Annotated in this window: 18 protein-coding genes; 6 read left to right on the forward strand and 12 right to left on the reverse strand. The window is 71.8% G+C overall.

The features are described from left to right. Window positions 1–258 precede the first annotated feature (258 nt). The 7 genes from OCT49_RS11600 to clpS form a co-directional block, all read right to left on the reverse strand. Window positions 259–1209 (reverse strand): PLP-dependent cysteine synthase family protein, encoded by a 951-nt coding sequence (locus tag OCT49_RS11600; RefSeq protein WP_283851806.1) that lies wholly within the window; start codon window positions 1207–1209, stop codon window positions 259–261. Then, the gene (locus tag OCT49_RS11605; protein WP_283851807.1) at window positions 1209–1487 is read right to left on the reverse strand and encodes a MoaD family protein; all 279 of its coding nucleotides are present in this window, start codon (window positions 1485–1487) and stop codon (window positions 1209–1211) included. The genes OCT49_RS11600 and OCT49_RS11605 overlap by 1 nt, the downstream gene beginning before the upstream one ends. A gap of 102 nt (window positions 1488–1589) precedes the next feature. Continuing rightward, window positions 1590–1715 (reverse strand): putative leader peptide, encoded by a 126-nt coding sequence (locus OCT49_RS11610; protein ID WP_283856036.1) that lies wholly within the window; start codon window positions 1713–1715, stop codon window positions 1590–1592. Between the two features lie 145 nt (window positions 1716–1860). Further along, complete coding sequence (locus OCT49_RS11615) at window positions 1861–2292, reverse strand: M67 family metallopeptidase (RefSeq protein ID WP_283851808.1); 432 nt, start codon at window positions 2290–2292, stop codon at window positions 1861–1863. Window positions 2293–2372: 80 nt separating this feature from the next. Next, window positions 2373–3875 carry an amino acid permease gene (locus OCT49_RS11620; protein ID WP_283851809.1) on the reverse strand — a complete coding sequence of 501 codons (1503 nt, stop codon included), beginning with the start codon at window positions 3873–3875 and terminating at the stop codon, window positions 2373–2375. A 180-nt stretch (window positions 3876–4055) separates the two neighbouring features. Then, window positions 4056–4643 carry a DUF2017 domain-containing protein gene (locus OCT49_RS11625; RefSeq protein WP_283851810.1) on the reverse strand — a complete coding sequence of 196 codons (588 nt, stop codon included), beginning with the start codon at window positions 4641–4643 and terminating at the stop codon, window positions 4056–4058. Between the two features lie 149 nt (window positions 4644–4792). Then, window positions 4793–5107, reverse strand: a complete 315-nt coding sequence (clpS, locus tag OCT49_RS11630) for an ATP-dependent Clp protease adapter ClpS (RefSeq protein WP_283851811.1) — start codon at window positions 5105–5107, stop codon at window positions 4793–4795. 78 nt (window positions 5108–5185) lie between these two features. Here clpS and OCT49_RS11635 point away from each other — a divergent pair, with 78 nt between their 5' ends. After that, window positions 5186–6514, forward strand: a complete 1329-nt coding sequence (locus tag OCT49_RS11635) for a nicotinate phosphoribosyltransferase (RefSeq protein WP_283851812.1) — start codon at window positions 5186–5188, stop codon at window positions 6512–6514. Between the two features lie 267 nt (window positions 6515–6781). Beyond that, window positions 6782–7366 carry a nicotinamidase gene (locus OCT49_RS11640; RefSeq protein WP_283851813.1) on the forward strand — a complete coding sequence of 195 codons (585 nt, stop codon included), beginning with the start codon at window positions 6782–6784 and terminating at the stop codon, window positions 7364–7366. A gap of 162 nt (window positions 7367–7528) precedes the next feature. On the opposite strand, the gene OCT49_RS11645 is transcribed toward OCT49_RS11640, so the two are convergent. Together OCT49_RS11645 and OCT49_RS11650 are read right to left on the reverse strand one after the other, a co-directional pair. Beyond that, window positions 7529–7864, reverse strand: coding sequence for a hypothetical protein (locus tag OCT49_RS11645; protein WP_283851814.1), 336 nt, complete (start codon window positions 7862–7864; stop codon window positions 7529–7531). A gap of 124 nt (window positions 7865–7988) precedes the next feature. Next, the gene (locus tag OCT49_RS11650; RefSeq protein WP_283851815.1) at window positions 7989–10388 is read right to left on the reverse strand and encodes an immune inhibitor A domain-containing protein; all 2400 of its coding nucleotides are present in this window, start codon (window positions 10386–10388) and stop codon (window positions 7989–7991) included. A gap of 368 nt (window positions 10389–10756) precedes the next feature. Here OCT49_RS11650 and OCT49_RS11655 point away from each other — a divergent pair, with 368 nt between their 5' ends. Then, the gene (locus OCT49_RS11655; protein WP_283851816.1) at window positions 10757–11122 is read left to right on the forward strand and encodes a hypothetical protein; all 366 of its coding nucleotides are present in this window, start codon (window positions 10757–10759) and stop codon (window positions 11120–11122) included. A gap of 189 nt (window positions 11123–11311) precedes the next feature. On the opposite strand, the gene OCT49_RS11660 is transcribed toward OCT49_RS11655, so the two are convergent. After that, the gene (locus tag OCT49_RS11660) at window positions 11312–11950 is read right to left on the reverse strand and encodes an RDD family protein (protein WP_283851817.1); all 639 of its coding nucleotides are present in this window, start codon (window positions 11948–11950) and stop codon (window positions 11312–11314) included. 143 nt (window positions 11951–12093) lie between these two features. Next, the gene (locus tag OCT49_RS11665; RefSeq protein WP_283851818.1) at window positions 12094–13926 is read right to left on the reverse strand and encodes an RDD family protein; all 1833 of its coding nucleotides are present in this window, start codon (window positions 13924–13926) and stop codon (window positions 12094–12096) included. Window positions 13927–14137: 211 nt separating this feature from the next. Between OCT49_RS11665 and OCT49_RS11670 the strand changes: the two genes are divergently transcribed. After that, entirely contained in the window at window positions 14138–14614 is a 477-nt protein-coding gene (locus OCT49_RS11670; protein ID WP_283851819.1) for an SsgA family sporulation/cell division regulator, read from the forward strand. 190 nt (window positions 14615–14804) lie between these two features. Here the strand turns inward: OCT49_RS11670 and OCT49_RS11675 are convergent, their stop codons facing one another. Further along, entirely contained in the window at window positions 14805–16172 is a 1368-nt protein-coding gene (locus OCT49_RS11675) for an FAD-binding oxidoreductase (protein WP_283851820.1), read from the reverse strand. Between the two features lie 97 nt (window positions 16173–16269). Here OCT49_RS11675 and OCT49_RS11680 point away from each other — a divergent pair, with 97 nt between their 5' ends. Further along, on the forward strand, window positions 16270–17745 hold the full coding sequence (locus OCT49_RS11680) for a tetratricopeptide repeat protein (RefSeq protein WP_502963361.1): 1476 nt from the start codon (window positions 16270–16272) through the stop codon (window positions 17743–17745). 113 nt (window positions 17746–17858) lie between these two features. Next, window positions 17859–18479 (forward strand): TetR/AcrR family transcriptional regulator, encoded by a 621-nt coding sequence (locus tag OCT49_RS11685; protein WP_283851821.1) that lies wholly within the window; start codon window positions 17859–17861, stop codon window positions 18477–18479. Window positions 18480–18606 lie beyond the last annotated feature (127 nt).

Consider the following 18606-nt stretch of genomic DNA (forward strand, 5'->3'; position numbering starts at 1 on the left):
GCGCGGGGCGGGTGGGCCCGGGGTGCCGGATGCCGGACGGACCGGGAAGTCGAGCGCCGGACCGGCCCGGAGGACGGACCCCGGACGGACGGGGCGGGCCGGAATGTCGAACGCCGGGCGGGCCGGGGTGTCCGGCCCGTCCGGCGGACGGATGTGGTGCGGGTCTTCCTCGGCGAGAGCCCTGGTGGCTGTCCCGGCGGCGGTGCCGGTGCCGGCTCCGGCGGTCCGCCGGTGGCCGCGCGTGCGGCCCGTCGGTGGTCACGCCCAGAGCTGGCCCTGGAGCGTTTCGATGGCGGCTTCCGTGGTCGGGGCCGTGTAGACGCCCGTCGACAGGTACTTCCAGCCGCCGTCCGCGACGACGAAGACGATGTCGGCCTGTTCCCCGGCCTTGACCGCCTTGTTCCCCACCCCGATCGCGGCGTGGAGCGCGGCGCCCGTGGAGACGCCCGCGAAGATTCCCTCCTGCTGGAGGAGTTCGCGGGTGCGGGTGACGGCGTCGGCCGAGCCGACGGAGAAGCGGGTGGTGAGGACGGAGGCGTCGTACAGCTCGGGCACGAAGCCCTCGTCGAGGTTGCGGAGGCCGTAGACGAGGTCGTCGTAGCGCGGCTCGGCGGCGACGATCTTGACGTCCGGTTTGTGTTCGCGCAGGTAGCGGCCGACGCCCATGAGCGTGCCCGTGGTGCCGAGGCCCGCCACGAAGTGGGTGACGGTGGGGAGGTCGGTGAGGATCTCGGGGCCGGTGGTGGCGTAGTGGGCGCCCGCGTTGTCCGGGTTGCCGTACTGGTAGAGCATGATCCAGTCCGGATGTTCGGCGGCCAGCTCCTTGGCGACGCGTACCGCCGTGTTGGAGCCGCCCGCCGCCGGGGACGAGATGATCTCGGCGCCCCACATGGTGAGCAGGTCGCGCCGTTCCTGGGAGGTGTTCTCCGGCATGACGCACACGATGCGGTAGCCCTTGAGCCTGGCCGCCATGGCGAGCGAGATGCCGGTGTTGCCGCTGGTGGGTTCCAGGATGGTGCAGCCGGGGGTCAACCGGCCGTCCCTCTCCGCCTGTTCGATCATGTGGAGCGCGGGGCGGTCCTTGATCGAGCCGGTGGGGTTGCGGTCCTCCAGCTTGGCCCAGATGCGGACGTCGTCGGAGGGGGAGAGCCGCGGGAGGCGGACGAGGGGGGTGTTCCCCACGGCCGCCAGCGGGCTGTCGTACCGCATCAGCGCATTCCGCCGGCGACGGCCGGGAGGATGGTGACGTTGTCGCCGTCGCTCAGCTTGGTGGAGATGCCGTTGAGGAAGCGGACGTCCTCGTCGTTGAGGTAGACGTTCACGAAGCGGCGGAGTTCGTCGCCGTCGACGATGCGCTCACGGATGCCGTTGTACCGGCTGTCCAGGTCCGTGAAGAGGTCGGCGAGGGTCTCCCCGTTGCCCTCGACGGACTTGGCGCCGTCGGTGTAGGTGCGGAGGATGGTCGGGATGCGGACCTCGATGGCCATGGCGTGGGCTCCTGTCGGAAGCGGGGAAGTGGCGTGGGGCGCGCGGCTCTGCCCCCGCGCGGGGGTTGGTGCGTGCGTGCGTTGCTCGGGCCGCGGCCCGGCTCAGACCTCGTGGCCGGCGGGCGGGCGGCTCGTACAGATCGCGCTGGAGAGCCTGCACAGGTCGACGTGCAGCCGCGCGACGAGCAGGGTGCCCGGCGTCTTGTCGCTCACGTCATGGAGAACCATGGGCTCATCGTATCGATTCCCGGTCCGCAATCCCGAGTGTGATCTCACATGGCGGATGGGTGGTGTTCGACAGTTGGACGATCTGTGTCGTTCCGGGTCCGCCGGGCCGCCGGGCGACTCCCGTCCCGGCGGCCGGGCGGGGTGGTCAGGCGGCCTCGTACGCCTCGACGATCTCGACGTCCTCCTCGGTGATCACGCCGTCGACGATGCGGTACGAGCGGAACTGGAAGGGGCCCGCGTCGTCGGTGTCCGCCGTGGAGACGAGGACGTAGTGGGCGCCGGGTTCGTTGGCGTAGGTGACGTCGGTGCGCGAGGGGTACGCCTCGGTCGCCGTGTGGGAGTGGTAGATGATCACCGGCTCCTCGTCGCGGTCGTCCATCTCGCGGTAGAGCTTGAGGAGGTCGGCCGAGTCGAACTCGTAGAAGGTGGGCGAGCGGGCGGCGTTGAGCATCGGGATGAACCGTTCGGCGCGGCCGGTCCCGGCCGGTCCGGCGACCACGCCGCACGCCTCGTCGGGGTGGTCGGCGCGGGCGTGCGCGACGATCTGGTCGTGGAGCGCCTGGGTGATGGTCAGCATGGCGCCAGGATAGGCCGCGGTCCATGGCGTACCGAGGCGTGGTACGGAGCGGTCCGAATGGTGGACGCGGGCGGACCTTCTCAGTACCCCGTGCGGGTCTCCCGCTTCCCGTCCTCCGCGGGCGCCGTGCCCCCGGCCCCGGGCCGGGTCCTCGTGAACGCCCCGCCCTCCGGGTCGCGGGCCCTGAGGACCAGGTACGAGACGCCGAGGAGGGCGGCCCAGAGCGGGGCGCAGTACAGCGAGATCCTGGTGCTCGGGTCGATGCCCATCATCACGACGACCACCGCGATGAAGGCCAGGGCGAGGAAGCTGGTGAGCGGGGCGCCGGGGGCCCGGAAGTCCGAGCGCGGGAGCAGGCCGCGGTCGGCGAGGCGCCGGTAGCGGATCTGGCAGACGAGGATCATGATCCAGGCCCACATGCCGGAGATGGTGGCGAAGGAGACGACGTAGGTGAAGGCGTCCCCGGGCCACTGGTAGTTGATCCAGACGCCGACGAGCATCAGGGCGGCGGAGAAGCTCGTGCCGACGAGCGGGGTGCCGTTGCGGGTGAGCCGGGTGAAGAGGTGGGGGCCCTGGCCGTTGAGCGAGAGGTCGCGGAGCATGCGGCCGGTGGAGTACATGCCGGAGTTGCAGGAGGAGAGGGCCGCGGTCAGCACGACGAAGTTGACGATGCCGGCGCCGACGCCGAGGCCCATCTCCTCGAAGGCGGCGACGAAGGGTGAGACCTTCGGCCGGAACGCGGACCACGGGACCACGGAGAGGATCATGACGAGGGCGCCGACGTAGAAGACGGCGATGCGCCACGGCACGGTGTTGATGGCCTTGGGCAGCACGGTCTTCGGGTCCTTGGACTCGCCCGCGGTGACGCCGACGAGTTCGACGGCGAGGAAGGCGAACATCACGATCTGCAGGGTCATCAGGGTGCCCTTGACGCCGTGCGGGAAGAAGCCGCCGTCGGCCCAGAGGTGGGTGACGGAGGCGGTGTCACCGGCGTCGGAGAAGCCGAGGGTGAGAATGCCGGCGCAGATGAGGATCATGCCGACGATGGCGGTCACCTTGACCATGGAGAACCAGAATTCGAGTTCTCCGAAGAGTTTCACGGAGATCAGGTTCACGCCGTACAGGATGACCGTGAAGACCAGCGCCGATGTCCAGGGGGGAACGTCGAACCAGAACGTCATGTACTGGGCGGCCGCGGTGACTTCGGTGATTCCGGTGACGACCCAGAAGAGCCAGTAGGTCCAGCCGGTGGCGAACCCGGCGAAGGGGCCGACGAATTCACGGGCGTATTCGGAGAAGGAGCCGGAGACCGGCCGGTACATGAGGAGTTCGCCCAGGGCCCGCATGATGAGGAAGATGACCAGGCCCGCGACGGCGTAGGCCAGGATCAGGCTGGGTCCGGCCTTGGATATCGCCTTTCCCGCGCCGAGGAAGAGCCCGGTGCCGATGGCTCCGCCGATGGCGATCATCTGGATCTGGCGGGCGCCGAGGGCCCGCCGGTATCCCTCGCCCGCCGGTCCGGCGGACTCGTCCCGTGCGGCCGGCCGGCCGCCTTTCCCCTCGTCGATCTGCGCCGATGTCATGTGCCGCGCCTTTCGCCGTGCCCGTCCACCGGGAATTGTGTGGCGGTCAGCACAAGGAAAAGCGGATAAACGCGTCCCGGCGCAGCGACAGGGACCGTTCGGGTGAGGTGTTCGTCATTTTGTTTCCATGACGAACGGGGCGCCCGGCGCCTGCTTCGGCATCGGCATCGGCCCCGGCGCCTACTCCGGCATCAGCGTCTCCACGAGGGTCTCCTGGAGCCCGCCGAGCCAGAGGTAGGCCATGACCATCGGCTTGCGCGGGTCGCTGTCGGGCAGCCGGTAGAGCGAGCCGGCCTCGCCCTCTTCCTCCTCGGAGACCTCCAGACGGGCGCCGATGGTGAGCCGGAGGTCGTTGAGGGTGCCGAGCCAGTTGCGGCACTCGTCGGCGGTGAGTTCGAGCACGGCGCTGCCGTTCCCGGCGGTCGTGAGCGCGTCCAGGGTGCGTACGACGACGAGGGCGTCGTCGCGTTTACGGGTGCGCAGGTCGTTCTCGGTGAAGCGGCGGAACTCGGCGGAGGCGGCGCGCAGTTCGTCGTCCTCGTCGCCGTACGCCTCGGGGAAGAGGCGGGCCAGGGCGGGGTCGGCGGGCGGTTCGCTGGGCCCTTCCGCGAAGAGCGCGGCGAGCGGGTCCTCGCCCTCGGCGGGCTCGTCGCCGGGGCCGATCAGTTCCAGCAGCTGCACGGCGAGGGAGCGCAGGATCGCGATCTCCACCTCGTCGAGCGCGACGGCCGCGCCGCCGCCTCGGGTGGCCTCGAAGTGGCCGGCCATGGGTTCTCTCCGATGATGGGTCGGTCGGTCTGTCGGGCGGTGCGGTGTGATGCGGTCCCGGCGGGGCGGTGCGGGGTCCACGGGCCGGGGCCGGTGGCGCGCACGGTCCGGCCGGCGCCCCTCCCGGCGGGCCCCGCCGGACGCGGACTCTAGCCGCGGTCCTGCGTGAGGGTGGCCCACAGCCCGTAGCCGTGCATGGCCTGGACGTCGCGTTCCATCTCCTCGCGGCTGCCGCTGGAGACGACGGCCCGTCCCTTGTGGTGGACGTCCAGCATCAGCTGGTGCGCCTTGTCCTTGGAGTAACCGAAGTACGTCTGGAAGACGTAGGTCACATAGCTCATGAGGTTGACCGGGTCGTTGTGCACCAGGGTCACCCAGGGCACGTCGGGCTCGGGGACGACGAGGCTCTCCTCGGCCGACTCGGGACGCTCGATCTCTGTAGGGGCGACGCTCACCCACCCCATGCTGCCACCCGGGAGGGGTCATCGCACAAACGACCCGAGATCTCGTCACTTTGACGAAATAGGGGTAGCATCCGGAACATGAACTCTGCGGACCTTGGGCGTCGGGTCGGTGTGCCGTCGACCGCGCTCTTCACCGACCAGTACGAGCTCACGATGGTGCAGGCCGCGCTGAAAGCCGGCACGGCCGATCGGCGCTCGGTCTTCGAGGCGTTCACGCGCCGGCTGCCCGAGGGGCGGCGCTACGGCGTCGTCGCGGGCATCGGGCGGGTGCTGGACGCGGTGGAGAACTTCCACTTCGACGACGAGATGCTCACCTTCCTGCGCGAACAGGGCGTCGTCGACGGGCCCACGCTCGCCTGGCTGGCCGATTACCGCTTCAGCGGTGACATCTGGGGCTATCCGGAGGGCGAGGTGTACTTCCCGGGCTCGCCGATCCTGCGGGTGGAGGGTTCCTTCGCCGAGTGCGTGCTGCTGGAGACGGTGATCCTGTCGATCCTCAACCACGACTCGGCGATCGCCGCCGCGGCGTCCCGGATGTCCACGGCGGCGGGCGGGCGCGGCCTGATCGAGATGGGTGCACGCCGCACCCATGAACTGTCGGCGGTCGCGTCGGCGCGCGCCGCGTACATCGGCGGCTTCAACACCACGTCCGACCTGGCGGCGGGCTTCCGCTACAACATCCCGACCGTCGGGACGAGCGCGCACGCCTTCACCCTGCTCCACGACACCGAGCGCGACGCGTTCCGGGCCCAGGTCGACTCGCTGGGCCGGGGCACGACGCTGCTGGTCGACACGTACGACGTCGCCGAGGCGGTCCGTACGGCGGTCGAGATCGCCGGTACCGGGCTGGGCGCGGTGCGGATCGACTCCGGCGACCTGTTGCTGGTCGCGCACCGGGTGCGCCAGCAGCTGGACGAGCTGGGCGCCACCGGCACGAAGATCGTGGTGACCTCGGACCTGGACGAGTACGCCATCGCCTCGCTGGCCGCCGCGCCGGTCGACGCGTACGGGGTGGGCACGCAGCTGGTGACCGGCAGCGGGCACCCCACCTGCTCGATGGTCTACAAGCTGGTCGCCCGCGCCGGGTCCGCGGATCCGGCGGAGCCGCTGCGCCCGGTGGCCAAGAAGTCGCTCGGTGCGAAGTCGTCGGTGGGCGGTCGCAAGTGGGCCGCGCGCCGCGTGGACGAGTACGGGGTGGCCGAGGCCGAGGTGGTCGGCACCGGCCCCGTACCGGCGGAGCTGGCCGACCGGCAGTTGCTGGTCGAGCTGGTCAAGGGCGGCGAGGTGGTCGCCCGCGAGCCGCTGGACGCGGCGCGCGACCGGCACATCGCGGCGCGGGCGGGGCTTCCGCTGTCGGCGCTGCAGCTGTCCCGCGGGGAGCCGGTCATCCCCACGGAGTACGTCTGACGGGGCCGCCCGGGGCGGCGGCCGGGCCCGTCCGGCCGCCGCCCCTCCCCCGTGGCGCCGCGAGAGGCCCGGCGCCGACCCCTCGCCCGAGCGGGCCCGGAGTCTCTAGGCTCGAAAACCCGGGGGTGCGAACCTCCGGCCCGAGACCTCGGGAACCCGGGGGTGCGAATCCCCCGCCCCGAGGGACCGGAAACCCGGGGGCCGCAGCCCCCGGCCCGGGGCGACGCCCCACGACCGCCGACCGTCCCCCACCTAAGGACACCCGTCATGCACCGCGCCTTGATCGTCGTCGACGTGCAGAACGACTTCTGCGAGGGCGGCAGCCTCGCAGTGCCGGGAGGCGCCGATGTCGCCGCCGCCATCACCGACCTGATCGGCGAGTCCCAGCCCGGGTACCGCCACGTGGTGGCCACCCGCGACCACCACATCGACCCGGGCGACCACTTCTCCGCGCAGCCGGACTTCGAGCACTCCTGGCCCGTCCACTGCGTGGCCGGCACGGAAGGGGCCGGCTTCCATCCGAACTTCGCCCCCGCGATCGCCTCGGGGTCGATCGACGCGGTCTTCGACAAGGGTGCCTACGCCGCCGCGTACAGCGGTTTCGAGGGCCTGGACGAGAACGGCACCGGGCTGGCCGACTGGCTGCGGGAGCGCCAGGTCACCGAGGTGGACGTGGTCGGCATCGCGACCGACCACTGCGTACGGGCGACGGCCCTGGACGCGGTCCGGGCGGGCTTCACGACGCACGTGCTGCTCGACCTGACGGCGGGGGTCGCCGAGACCACCACGGAACGGGCCCTGGAGGAGCTGCGCAGGGCGGGCGTGAAGCTGTCCGGCAAGCCGGTGGTGTGAGACGGGGGCCGTCCTGGGCTGACGAGGTCGTCCCGGGCCGACAGGACCGTCCCGGGCCGACGTGGCCTTCCCGGGCCCCGGGAGGGGCTCCGGGCCCGTTCCCGGCCCGCGTTCCCGGACCACTCCCCGGCCCGTGCCCCGGCGGCCCCGGCGGCCCGTTTCTCAGGCCGGGCGCCGGGCCGGTATCGCCGGGCGCAGCAGGGTGCGTATGGGGTGCCAGAGCTCCTGGGCCTGCTCCGGCCTCGCGCGCCACAGCAGCCCGTCGGGGTGGTGCAGCACGGCGGTGATCTCGTCGGGGGTGGGCGGTTCGGAGTTGCCCCGGAGGTAGACGGCGCGCAGGCCCAGGTTCCGCAGCCGGGTCAGGGCGCGGGCCCGGTTGGCCGCGTGGACCAGGACCCGGACCGGGGTGCCCGGCCCCGTCCCGTCCGTCGGGCTGGGCAGTGTGATCGCCACCACGACCCTGCCGTTCGGCAGCTTGCTGAACCCTCCGCCTGCCATGCTCCGCGCTCCCCCGTGAGACTTAGTGTCAATAAGGATCTGGTCAAGACGCACCTAAACACGATCGGCCGCCGCCCGCTAGAGGGCGACGGCCGATCATGCTTTGACCTGCGGTTATGTGAAACTACTTGCTCGAAGGACCGACCTTGACGGTGATCGTCGAGCCGTTGCGGGGCTCGCTGAGGATCGAGATCCGGGTGTTGGTGTCAGGAACCTGAACGCTTCCGGTCGGGTTCTCCTTGTACCAGTAGGTGCCCTTGCGGTCGTCGAAGACCGGGACGCCGCTCTGCGACTTGATCCGGACCGGGACGTCCGCGTTGTGCAGCGTGAAGGCGTCCGTGCGGTACCAGCTGAACGGGGCGTCGAAGGGCTGGATCTTGTTGCGGATGACCGTGCCGTCGGCCCACTTCAGCGGCTTGGCGTGGGAGTCGACCGGCAGGATCAGGCCCTTGCCCGGGTGCTGCGAGACGTTGTTGTCCTTCTGGGAGGTGTCCCAGAGCCAGACGAGCAGACCGTTCTGGTACGGGTAGTGCTCGACCCAGTCCGGACGGGTCTTGGAGAAACCGAAGTTGTACGGGCCGACCTCGAGGGTCTTGTCGTAGCTGACGTACTGGCGGTTCTCCGCGATGTAGTACTGCGGGTAGTTCTTGGTGAACGACTCGCCGACGCGGGAGAAGCCCTTGACGGTCCAGCCGTTGTCGTCGCCCTCGGCGTTGTCCGTGAAGAGCGCGGCGCCGTCGGCGTTGACCGAGATGGTGTCGGCGGCGAAGCCGAGGCCGCCCGCGCCGCCGTCGGTGGCGTAGCGGAAGCGGATGTCGATCTTCTTGCCCGCGTAGGCGTCCAACGAGTACGAGAGCTTCTGGTACTTGCCGGAGACGTCGGTCAGGGCCGGCTTGTCACTGGCGTCGCGCGGGATCGCCTTGCCGTCGGCCGTGCCGTCGATCGCGGTCCAGCTGGTGCCGCCGTTCTCCGACACCTCGGTGTAGAGGTAGTCGTAGTCCTTCTCGATGTCCCACCAGCCCGCGAGGTCCAGGGACGCCTTGGACTTGCCGGTCAGGTCGACCGGGCGGGACAGGGTGTTGTTCAGGTTGTCGCCCCGGTCGCTCCACCACTGCTTGGCGCCCTCGGCCGGCTTGGTGACGTCGGTGGTGACGGGCTTCTCGGGCAGCGTGACGACGAGCGCCTGCTTGTTCTTGGTGTTGTACTCGGACACGCCCAGCTTGTGGACGGACTTCGTCGCGGCCTTGGCCTCGGCGTAGTCGAGCCAGCCCAGCTGGAGCTTGTCCCAGGAGGTCATGTCGCCGGGCAGGTCGCCGATCTCGCCCTTGCCGCGGCCGAGCCAGGAGCCGGCCGACATCAGGGACCAGAAACCGACCGAGTTCTCGGCGGTGTTGGTGGTGTCGTACAGGTCGGGCAGGCCCAGGTCGTGGCCGTACTCGTGGGCGAAGACGCCCAGGCCGCCGTTCTCGGGCTGCGCGGTGTAGTCACCGACCCAGATGCCGGTGTCGCCGATCTCGGCGCCGCCCGCCTTGTTGTCGGCCGGGCCGGTCGCGCCGGCGTTGGTGCCGTAGGCGTACCAGCGGTGGGCCCAGATGGCGTTCTCGCCCTCGGCGCCGCCACCCGCGGACTCGTCCTCACCGGCGTGGACGATCTGGAAGTGGTCGATGTAGCCGTCGGGCTCGTTGAAGTCGCCGTCGTTGTCGAAGTCGTAGCGGTCCCACTGGTCGTACTGGGCGAGATCGGCCTTGATCTGCTCCTGCGTACGGCCCTTGGCCTTCTGGTCGGCGGCCCAGGCGTTCACGCCGTCCCGGATCATGTCCCAGGCGTTGGCGCAGTTGGACGAGCCGCAGTAGTTGGAGCCGTAACGGGCCTCGTTGTACGGCACCTTGACCCAGTCGGAGACCTGGCCCTCGACGGAGTAGCGCCCGGAGGACGTCTTCTCGTAGTACGTCTTCAGCGACTCCTTGCCCCTGCCCTCGCCGAAGTAGAGGTCCTGGAAGTGCTCCTGGTTGTAGTCGGCCTGCCAGGCGGTGCTGTTGTCCTTCTTGGGGTCCGGCTTGGCTATCTTGTTGTGCAGCGGGCCGGGCGTGCCGCCGTACTTCGGGACGGCGGGCTCGGGGCCGTCGCCGTCCGGGTCGAACATGGTGGTGTTGTCGACCTTGTCGCCGAACTCCACCAGGATCGTGAAGATCTTGTCGGTCTTCTCCCGGCCGAGCTCGACGTACTTCTTGTCGTCGAGCTTGACGACCTTGGAGCCGCCGCGCTTCGTGATCTTCTTGTCGCCCGCGATGACCTGCTCCAGGGCGGCCTGTCGCTGGGCTTCCTGCTGCTCGCTGAACGGGCCCTTCAAGTCGTGCTCGTTGCCCTTGGCCGACCCCGGGTCGCGGCGGTCGACGGTGGTGCTCTTCGCGCCCGAGGTCTTGTCGTCGGCCTGGGCCGTGGCGAAGGTCGACGCCGTGGCGGCCGTGGCGGCCATGGCCACGACAATCGCGGCAGCGCGAAGCGCCCCTCTGTTTGTGGTCACTTGATGCAGTCCTCCCCGGCACCCGCTGCTGCGGCCGGAAGTGAGGTGGGGCCGCGCGCAGGTACGCGTCACAAGTGACGACATTCGACCGGAGTTACTTGAAAAAAGACAGGTCTTGACTTGAACAGGCCAAGTGCACTATGCAGGAGATCATTTCCGTTATCCGGACGTTCACCGGCCGGGCAACCGGCGCGTCATGGGCCACGGTTGGGGTACGAAATGACTCCGTGCGCCCCCTGTGCACCGGTCCTGCGGGTTAGGCCGCGCTTACTGCCTGCCCCGCTCGGGCATCCACCGTCGTAGAGTCGATTGACAGTGCGACCGCGTTGAGAGACTGCCCATCCGATGCCTTGAGGACGGATACCGCCATGCCGCATCCCACTGCCGCACAGTTCTCCTACGGTTCGGTCACCGTCGTCTTCTCGACCCTCGCCATGCTGCTGCTCTCGCGCACGGAGTCGGGCGCCGGCATCACCGTCATCGGCACCGCGGCACTCGCGCTCGGTCTGCTGGTGGCCATGACCGTACCCAACCCGTCACGCGCGAAAACGACGAAGCCGGTCCGGACCGGTGCCGCGACCGGTGCGAACCACGACGCGGTCACCGCGGCCATGAAGGCCGAGGGCCTCACCCGCGAGGCGACCGGTTCGCCGGTCCGCGAGGTCCGCGAGGCCGGGCAGCGCTCCGGGACCCCTGCCGACGGGCAGCCGACCCGGCCTTCGCTGCGGCGCTGAAATCCCGTGCGGGAGCGGGTCCTTCCCCCGCTCACCGCGCCGGGGCAGCGCGACGAGGACGGGCCGGTGTCCGCTCACCGGTCCGTCCCCGGGCCGGGCCCGCCCCTCTTCCGGCGGCCCGGCCCGGCCGACCCGTTTCGTGGCCCGGCCGATCCGGTTCGGGGCCCGGTCGGTCCGGTTCATGGCCCGTCAGTCGGTCTGGACGACCACCGTCTTCGCCGCCTTGTCCTGGAGGCCCTGCCGGTACGGCTTGTCCGTGAACATGAGCACGATGTTGATCAGCCACCACAGGCACGGGCAGCACAGCAGGGCCGGCAGCCACAGCACCACGGCCCGCAGGAACGACGTTCCGGTGTCCGGCACCCGGCCGTCGTCGAGCATCGCGACCCGCAACTTCATGAGGCGCTTGCCGAGGGTCCGGCCGTCCTTGTGCGTGAAGTACGTGTCGTACGCGACGTAGACGACGAGGCCGATCAGCGACCACACCATCTGGTGCCCGTTGTACGTCTGGTTGAAGACGTTGCCGTCGTCGTCCGTCACCTCGACGACGCCGCCCCACGGCAACGAAATCAGGTACAGCGGGATCGAGATGATCAGGAAGTCGACCAGCCGGGCCAGGATCCGCTTTCCGGGCTCGCCGAGCGGCGGCATGCCCGCCAGCGGGTCCGCCCCGTACGGGCCGCCACCGCCGTAGGGGCCGGGATCGTACGGCGGCGGGGGCGGAGCACTGTCGTACGGCGAGCCCGACGGCGGCGACGGTTCCTGCGGCTTCTTGCGGAACGGGTCGTCCTCGGGCGGTTGGCCGGACGGCGGCTGATCGTTGCTCATGGGGGCAGTGCACCCCGGCCCCGGGGCACCCGCAACGGCTCAGGTGCGTTCGGGCGAACGGGGCTCCCCCCGGCGGGCCCGACCCGAGGGGCCCCGCCCCGGCAGGCCCCGCCCGAAGGGCCCCGGGCCCCGCCGGCCCTCCGTCAGCCCGCGACGAAGGTGTGCGCCGCCTTGTCGTGCCAGCACTGGCGCCACGGCTTGTCGATCAGGCACCACAGCACCTCGACCACTCCGATCACGAGGAGCCCCAGCACGCCGTAGACCAGCCAGCGGCGCAGCGCGGCGCCGAAGGACGGGGGCTCGTGGGACTCGATGTCCCGTACTCCGAGCCCGCAGAGCTTCTTGCCGAGCGTGCGGCCCCACTTCGCCGTCGGCAGCGCCTCCAGCAGGACGCCCAGCACGAGGAACACGCCCAGCGCCCCGCCGAACAGACCGGCCGTGGTGGAGTCGATCAGCCAGACGGTGACCGTCTCGCCGGACAGCTTCGCCGCCTCGATCTTCCCGTCGATGTGGTCCAGGGCCCGCGAGACGAGCGGGAAGCCTGCCGCGCCGGCCGGCGCCATCAGCACCACGGTGTCGATGAGCCGGGCGGCGAACCGCTTGCCGAGCCCGGCCGGCCTCGCCGCGGCCTGGGCCTGGGCGAGTTGCTGGAACGGGTCGTCGACCGGCGGCTTCCAGGGCACGACGGGCTGGTCCGGCCGGTCGGGCTGCGCACCGCCGAACTGCGGCCCGGGTTGCTGCGGTCCCGGCTGCGGAAGGCCCTGCTGCGGTCCCGGCTGCGGAAGGCCCTGCTGAGGAAGGCCCGGCTGCGGTCCCGGCTGAACTCCTGGCTGGGGGCCCGGCTGCTGAAGCCCCGACTGCTGGAGTCCCGGCTGCTGGGGCTGCACCCCGTGCTGCTGCCCCGGGAACTGAACGCCGGCGGGCTGCTGCGCCCACGGGGCCGCGCCGCCCTGCGGAGCGGGGCCGTTGGGCTCGGCGGGAGCCGAAGCGGGGGCGGGGGCCGAGGTCTGCGCGGGGAACGGGGCCTGCGCCTGCACAGGCGCCGGGGCCCGGGCCGGGTCCTGGGCCCGGCCCGGGTCCTGGGCCTGGGCCGGGTCCTGGGCCTGGTTCTGCGCGGGCGCGGGAGGCAGGCCCTGTGCCGGGGCGGGGGGCCGCGCACCCGCGCGGGAGGTGAGGGCACGGATCGTCATCGTCCCCTCCCCCGGGTCCGGTTCCGCCCCGCGGGCGGGAGCGGCCTCGCCCCCGCCGAGGGAACGGATCGTCATCGTCCCGTCGGAGGGCGGGGCTCCGGCCCCGGCCTCGCCCGCTCCTTCACCACTGCCGTCGGCGCCGACGCGGCCCTGGCGGCCGACCCGGATCGTGACCGTGTGCTCGGGGGCCCGGTCGCCGTCCGCGGCTGCGGGACGTCGCGGGTCCACGGGCGCGCCGTCGGCGGGGGCCCGGACCTCGGGCACCCGGTCGGCCGTGGCGCGGCCCGCGGGCGTACGAGGATCGCGGACGGGTTCCGCGGCGGCGGGGCCCCCGGGCTCCGACGGGTCGGAAACGCCGCCCTGTTCGCCGGATCGGCCGGTGCCGCCCCAGGAGACCCGTCGGTCGTGTTCCCCGCCGAAGCCGGTCTGCCGGGAGGCGTCGGCCTGCCAGGCGCTCGCCGGTTCGGGGCGGTTGCCCGGGGAGGGCTCCCCGTCCAGGAAGATCGGACCGGTCTCCTCCGCCGGCGCCGGCTCCGACGACTGCGGCTCCGAGGACTGCGACTGCAACTGGGACTGCGGCTGCTGCGGCTGGGACAGGGACTGCGGGCCCGACACGGCTTCGGGGAGCGCAGCGGCCGCCGACTCGCCCTGTTCCGGGGCGGGCCGACTCGTGCCGGGCACCCACGAGGCGCCGTTCCAGTACCGGACGTATCCGGGAATGGACGGGTCGGGGTAGTAGCCCTCACGGGGGCTCTCGTCACCGGGTACCGGGGTTGGGGCGCTCATCACCGTTCCCGTATCTCTTCGAGGCATGAATGCGACGGGTCCACATCTACCAGAAGCCCGTGCGCCCCCGGGCGGCTCCAGGGCTTTGGACCACTTTCCGCCCCCGCCAAAAATTTTTTCCCGAAGTCGCGTAATAGGTGGCGGGGAGGGCGCTCTCTCCTTGTGCGGGCCGGTCATGGGACCGGTCCACGGACACCGGAAGGACGCCCTCATGCACACCGTCGTGGAACGCGAGCTGGAACTCAAGCTGGTCCTGTCGCCCGAGCGCAGCATCCCCGTCCCCGCCCGGCTGACGTATCGCACGGAGGACCCGTACGCCGTGCACGTCGCCTTTCACATCGGCTCGGACTTCCCCGTCCACTGGACGTTCGCCCGCGATCTGCTGGTCGAGGGCGTGTTCCGGCCGTGCGGTCACGGGGACGTGCGGATCTGGCCGACCAAGGTCGACCAGCGGAACGTGATCTTCGTCGCTCTGACCTCGCCGGACGGGAACGCGCTCCTGGAGGTGCCCTCCGCCCAGGTGGCCGCGTGGGTGGAGCGGACGCTGCGGGTGGTCCCGCCCGGCACGGAGGCCGAGCGGCTCGGCATCGACGAGGGCCTCGCCGAACTGCTCGCCCCGCTGCCGGCCGACGACCTGTGGCTGTGCGACCCGTGGCCGTCGGACGAGTCGCAGGACGGCGAGGCGTGAAGGAGTCCGGCAGGAAGCACGGAAGAAGGAAGTACGGAGGGAAGTACGGAAGGGAGCGCGGGCCGGAGTGCGCGAAGGGACGCGTGAGGACGTACGGACGGGAGCGCGGGCGGAGGTGTCCCGCCGCCCGCCTCCGGAGCAGCGCCCCGCCGCCCGCGCCCCGGAGCGGTGGTGCCGGGCCGTCCGTGCCTCAGAACACCTTGCCGGGGTTGAGCAGTCCCAGCGGGTCGAACGCCTGCTTGATGCCCCGGTGCACTTCGACGCCCACCTCGCCGAGTTCGCGCGCGAGCCACTCCTTCTTCAGGACGCCCACGCCGTGTTCGCCGGTGATCGTGCCGCCGAGTTCCAGGCCGAGCGCCATGATCTCGTCGAACGATTCGCGGGCCCGCCGGGACTCGTCGGCGTCGGTGTGGTCGAAGCAGACGACGGGATGGGTGTTGCCGTCGCCCGCGTGCGCGCAGACGCCGATGGTGAGGCCGTGCTTCTCGGCGATGGCCGCGGTGCCCTCCACCATCGCGGCGAGCTTCGAGCGCGGTACGCAGACGTCGTCGATCATCGTGGCCGAGCTGACGGTCTCCAGCGCGGTGAGCGCCGTCCGGCGGGCCTGGAGCAGCATCTCGGACTCGGCCGTGTCCTCCGCCGGAACCACCTCGGTGGCGCCCGCGGCGGTGCAGAGTCCGGCGACGGCGGCCAGGTCGGCCGAGGGGTCGGGGGTGTCGAAGGCGGCGAGCAGGAGCGCCTCGGTGGTGTCGGGAAGACCCATGCCGGTCAGCCGGTTGACGGCCCGGACCGTGGTGCGGTCCATCAGTTCGAGGAGTGACGGAGTGTGACCACGCTCCATGATCCGGCAGATCGCGTCGCAGGCGGTCGCCGCGCTCGGGAACTCGGCGGCCAGCACCAGTTGCCGCGGCGGCCGGGGCTTCAGCGCGAGCACGGCCCGGACGACGATGCCGAGGCTGCCCTCGGAGCCCACGAAGAGCCGGGTGAGGTCGTAACCGGCGACGCCCTTGGCGGTGCGACGGCCGGTGGTGAGCAGACGGCCGTCGGCGAGGACGACGTCGAGCCCCAGGACGTACTCGGCGGTGACCCCGTACTTCACGCAGCACAGACCGCCGGACGCGGTGCCGATGTTGCCGCCGATGGTGCACGTCTCCCAGCTGGAGGGATCCGGCGGGTAGTGCAGGCCGTGCTCCTCGACCGCCCGGGACAGCACCGCGTTGACCACCCCGGGTTCGACGACGGCGATCCGGTCGACGGGGTTGATCTCCAGGATCCGGTCCATCTTCACCAGGGACAGCACGATGCAGCCGTCGGAGGCGTTGGCCGCGCCCGACAGGCCGGTGCGCGCCCCCTGCGGAACGACCGGGACGCGCAGGGCCGTCGCGGTGCGCATGACGTGCTGGACCTGTTCCACGGTGCGCGGGAGCACGACGACGGCGGGTGTGCCGGCGTCGCAGAAGCTCGCCATGTCGTGGGCGTACGAGGTCGTGACGTCCGGGTCGGTGATCAGTGCCTCGGCGGGCAGGCCCGAGCTCAGTCGTTCGAGAAGACCGTTCATGATCCAAGCGTGGCACCCGGGCCCATTGGTGTGAACCCGTCCGCGGCAGCCCCCGCAAGACGCGGTGTGTTCTTATTACTGACGCAGAGTGATCGGCATGGACGTCATGCCGCAGTCTCCGCAGTCCTCCGATCCGGACCGCTCGCCCCTTGACCCCTCCGGCTCTCCCGTGCCGTCGGCCGAGCTGCCGCAACCCCCGTCGCTGCGGACGACGCTGCGCAGGGCTGCCCTGGGCATGGTGGCGGGGGCGGTGCTGGTGACGGGTGCGGTGGTGGCCGTGTACGACGACGAGGGGGAGAAGGGCCCGCCCCCGCCCGTGCCCGGCTCCGTCACCCGGGCGCTGGCCGCGACGGCCGCGGGCTCCCCCGTCGCGCTCGCCGATCTGAAGGCGCTGATCGGGGACCGGCAGCGGTGGGTGGGCGCGCATCCGTCCGACGCGCGGTCCTGGGCGGTGCTCGGCACGGCCTACGTGGAGTGGGGGCGGCGTTCCGCGGACGCGGCGTACTACGGCCGGGCCGAACGGGCGCTGAAGCGCTCGCTGGACGCCGGGCCCGGGGAGGGCGGGGACACCGCGGCCCGGGTGGGGCTCGCGGCACTCGCCAACGCCCGGCACGACTTCGGGGCGGCGAAGAGGTGGGGCGAGGCCGTACGGGCCCGGGCGCCGGAGCAGTGGGCCGTGTATCCGGCGCTGATCGAGGCCTACCGGGGCCTGGGCGACAGCAAGGCGGCGAACAGGGCGGTGGAGCGGTTCGCGGAGCTGCGTTCCGGGGTCCCGGCGCTCGTGCAGAAGGCCAGGATGTACCTGGACCGGGGGTGGCGCGAGGACGCGCTGGCGAACGCGCAGGACGCGGCGGACCGGGCCACCTCGCCGGCGCAGAAGGCGGAGTGCCTGTACCTGCTGGGCGAGCTGGCCCGGAAGCGGGGCGAGCCGGAGGAGGCAATCGCGCAGTACGGCGCGGCGCTGCGGACCGACCGCACCCACCACCCGTCGCTCGCGGGCCGGGCCGCGGCGCTGGCGGCGCTCGGCCGCACGGACGAGGCGCAACGCGACTACCAGGCGGCCCTGGCGGGTCTCCCCCGGGCCGAGTACATGCTGGAGCTGGGTGAGTTGTACGAGTCGCTGGGGCAGGGCGGGAACGCCCGCAGCCAGTACGCCCGGCTCGCCGAGACGCTCGCCCGCGACGCCGCCCGGGGCGTGGACGACGCGCTGCTGCGCGGCCGGTTCGAGGCCGATCACGGGAACCCGGCCGAGGCGGTCGAGGTGCTGGAGGCCGAGTGGGCGCGGTCGCACCGGAGCGCGGCGGTGGCGGACGCGCTGGGCTGGGCCCTGTACCGCTCCGGCGACCCGGACGCCGCCCTGGAGTACGCGGCCCGCGCGGTCGACACGGGCGGGCAGAACGCCTCGTACGCGTATCACCTGGGCATGATCCAGCGGGAGTTGGAGCGGTACGGTCCGGCGCGCCGCAACCTGGAGGAGGCGCTGCGCACCGATCCGCGGTTCTCGCCCCTGGCCGGTCCGGCCGCCCGCAAGGCCCTGGACGACCTGGCCGCTCCCCCGGCGGACGGCCGGTAGGACGCCGGGCCGCCCCCGGCCCCCGCCCCCGGCTCCGGGGGCGGGCCACGGACGGTGGCGGGGCCCGCACCTGTTTTGGATTCCACGATCCAATTCCTGTTAGGGTGGTTCGCATGGCCAGACCACGCACGTTCGACGAGACCGCCGTACTCGACGCCGCAGCCGGCGAGTTCCGGGTGCACGGCTTCGCCGAGACCTCGACCGAGCAGCTCTGCGAGGCGGCCGGCGTACGGCGCAGCAGCCTCTACAACGCCTTCCTCTCCAAGGACGAGCTGTTCGTCCGCGCCCTGGAGCACTACGTCGACACGATCCGCGAGCGGCAGACCGCGATCCTCGCCGACGACGGACTCCGCGGCGCGGACCGGCTGCGGGCCCTGGTCGACGTCGTCATCGCCGAGGAGCGGGAGGCCGCCCGCCGGGGGCACGCCGCCGGGTGCATGGTCGTGCAGAGCTTCATGAACCCGGACCTGCGCGAGCGGGACGAACGCGTCGCGCGCATCCTCGATCGCGACCTGCGGGCCCGCAGCTCCCTGCTGGCCGAGGCCGTCCGGGCCGGCCGGCTCGACGGGAGCATCCCCCCGGACGTCGACGCGGAGGACGGCGCCATGCTGGTCCACACCATCGTCTCCGGGCTGCGGGTCACCGCACAGACCGGCGCGGACGCGGAAACCCTGCGCCGGATCGCCCTGGCCGGCCTCCACACGCTCCTGACCACGGAGCCCGCACGCTCCTGACTCCGGACACCGCACACTCCCGACCCCGCCCACTCCTGACCCCGGGGCCGACGCGCTCCTGACCCCGGAGCCCGCACCCACCCCCTGAACCAAGGCCCGTCGCCCCGGACCCCGGCCCGGGCCTTCG

Source organism: Streptomyces sp. ML-6, from assembly GCF_030116705.1.
In the GTDB taxonomy this organism is placed as follows: domain Bacteria; phylum Actinomycetota; class Actinomycetes; order Streptomycetales; family Streptomycetaceae; genus Streptomyces.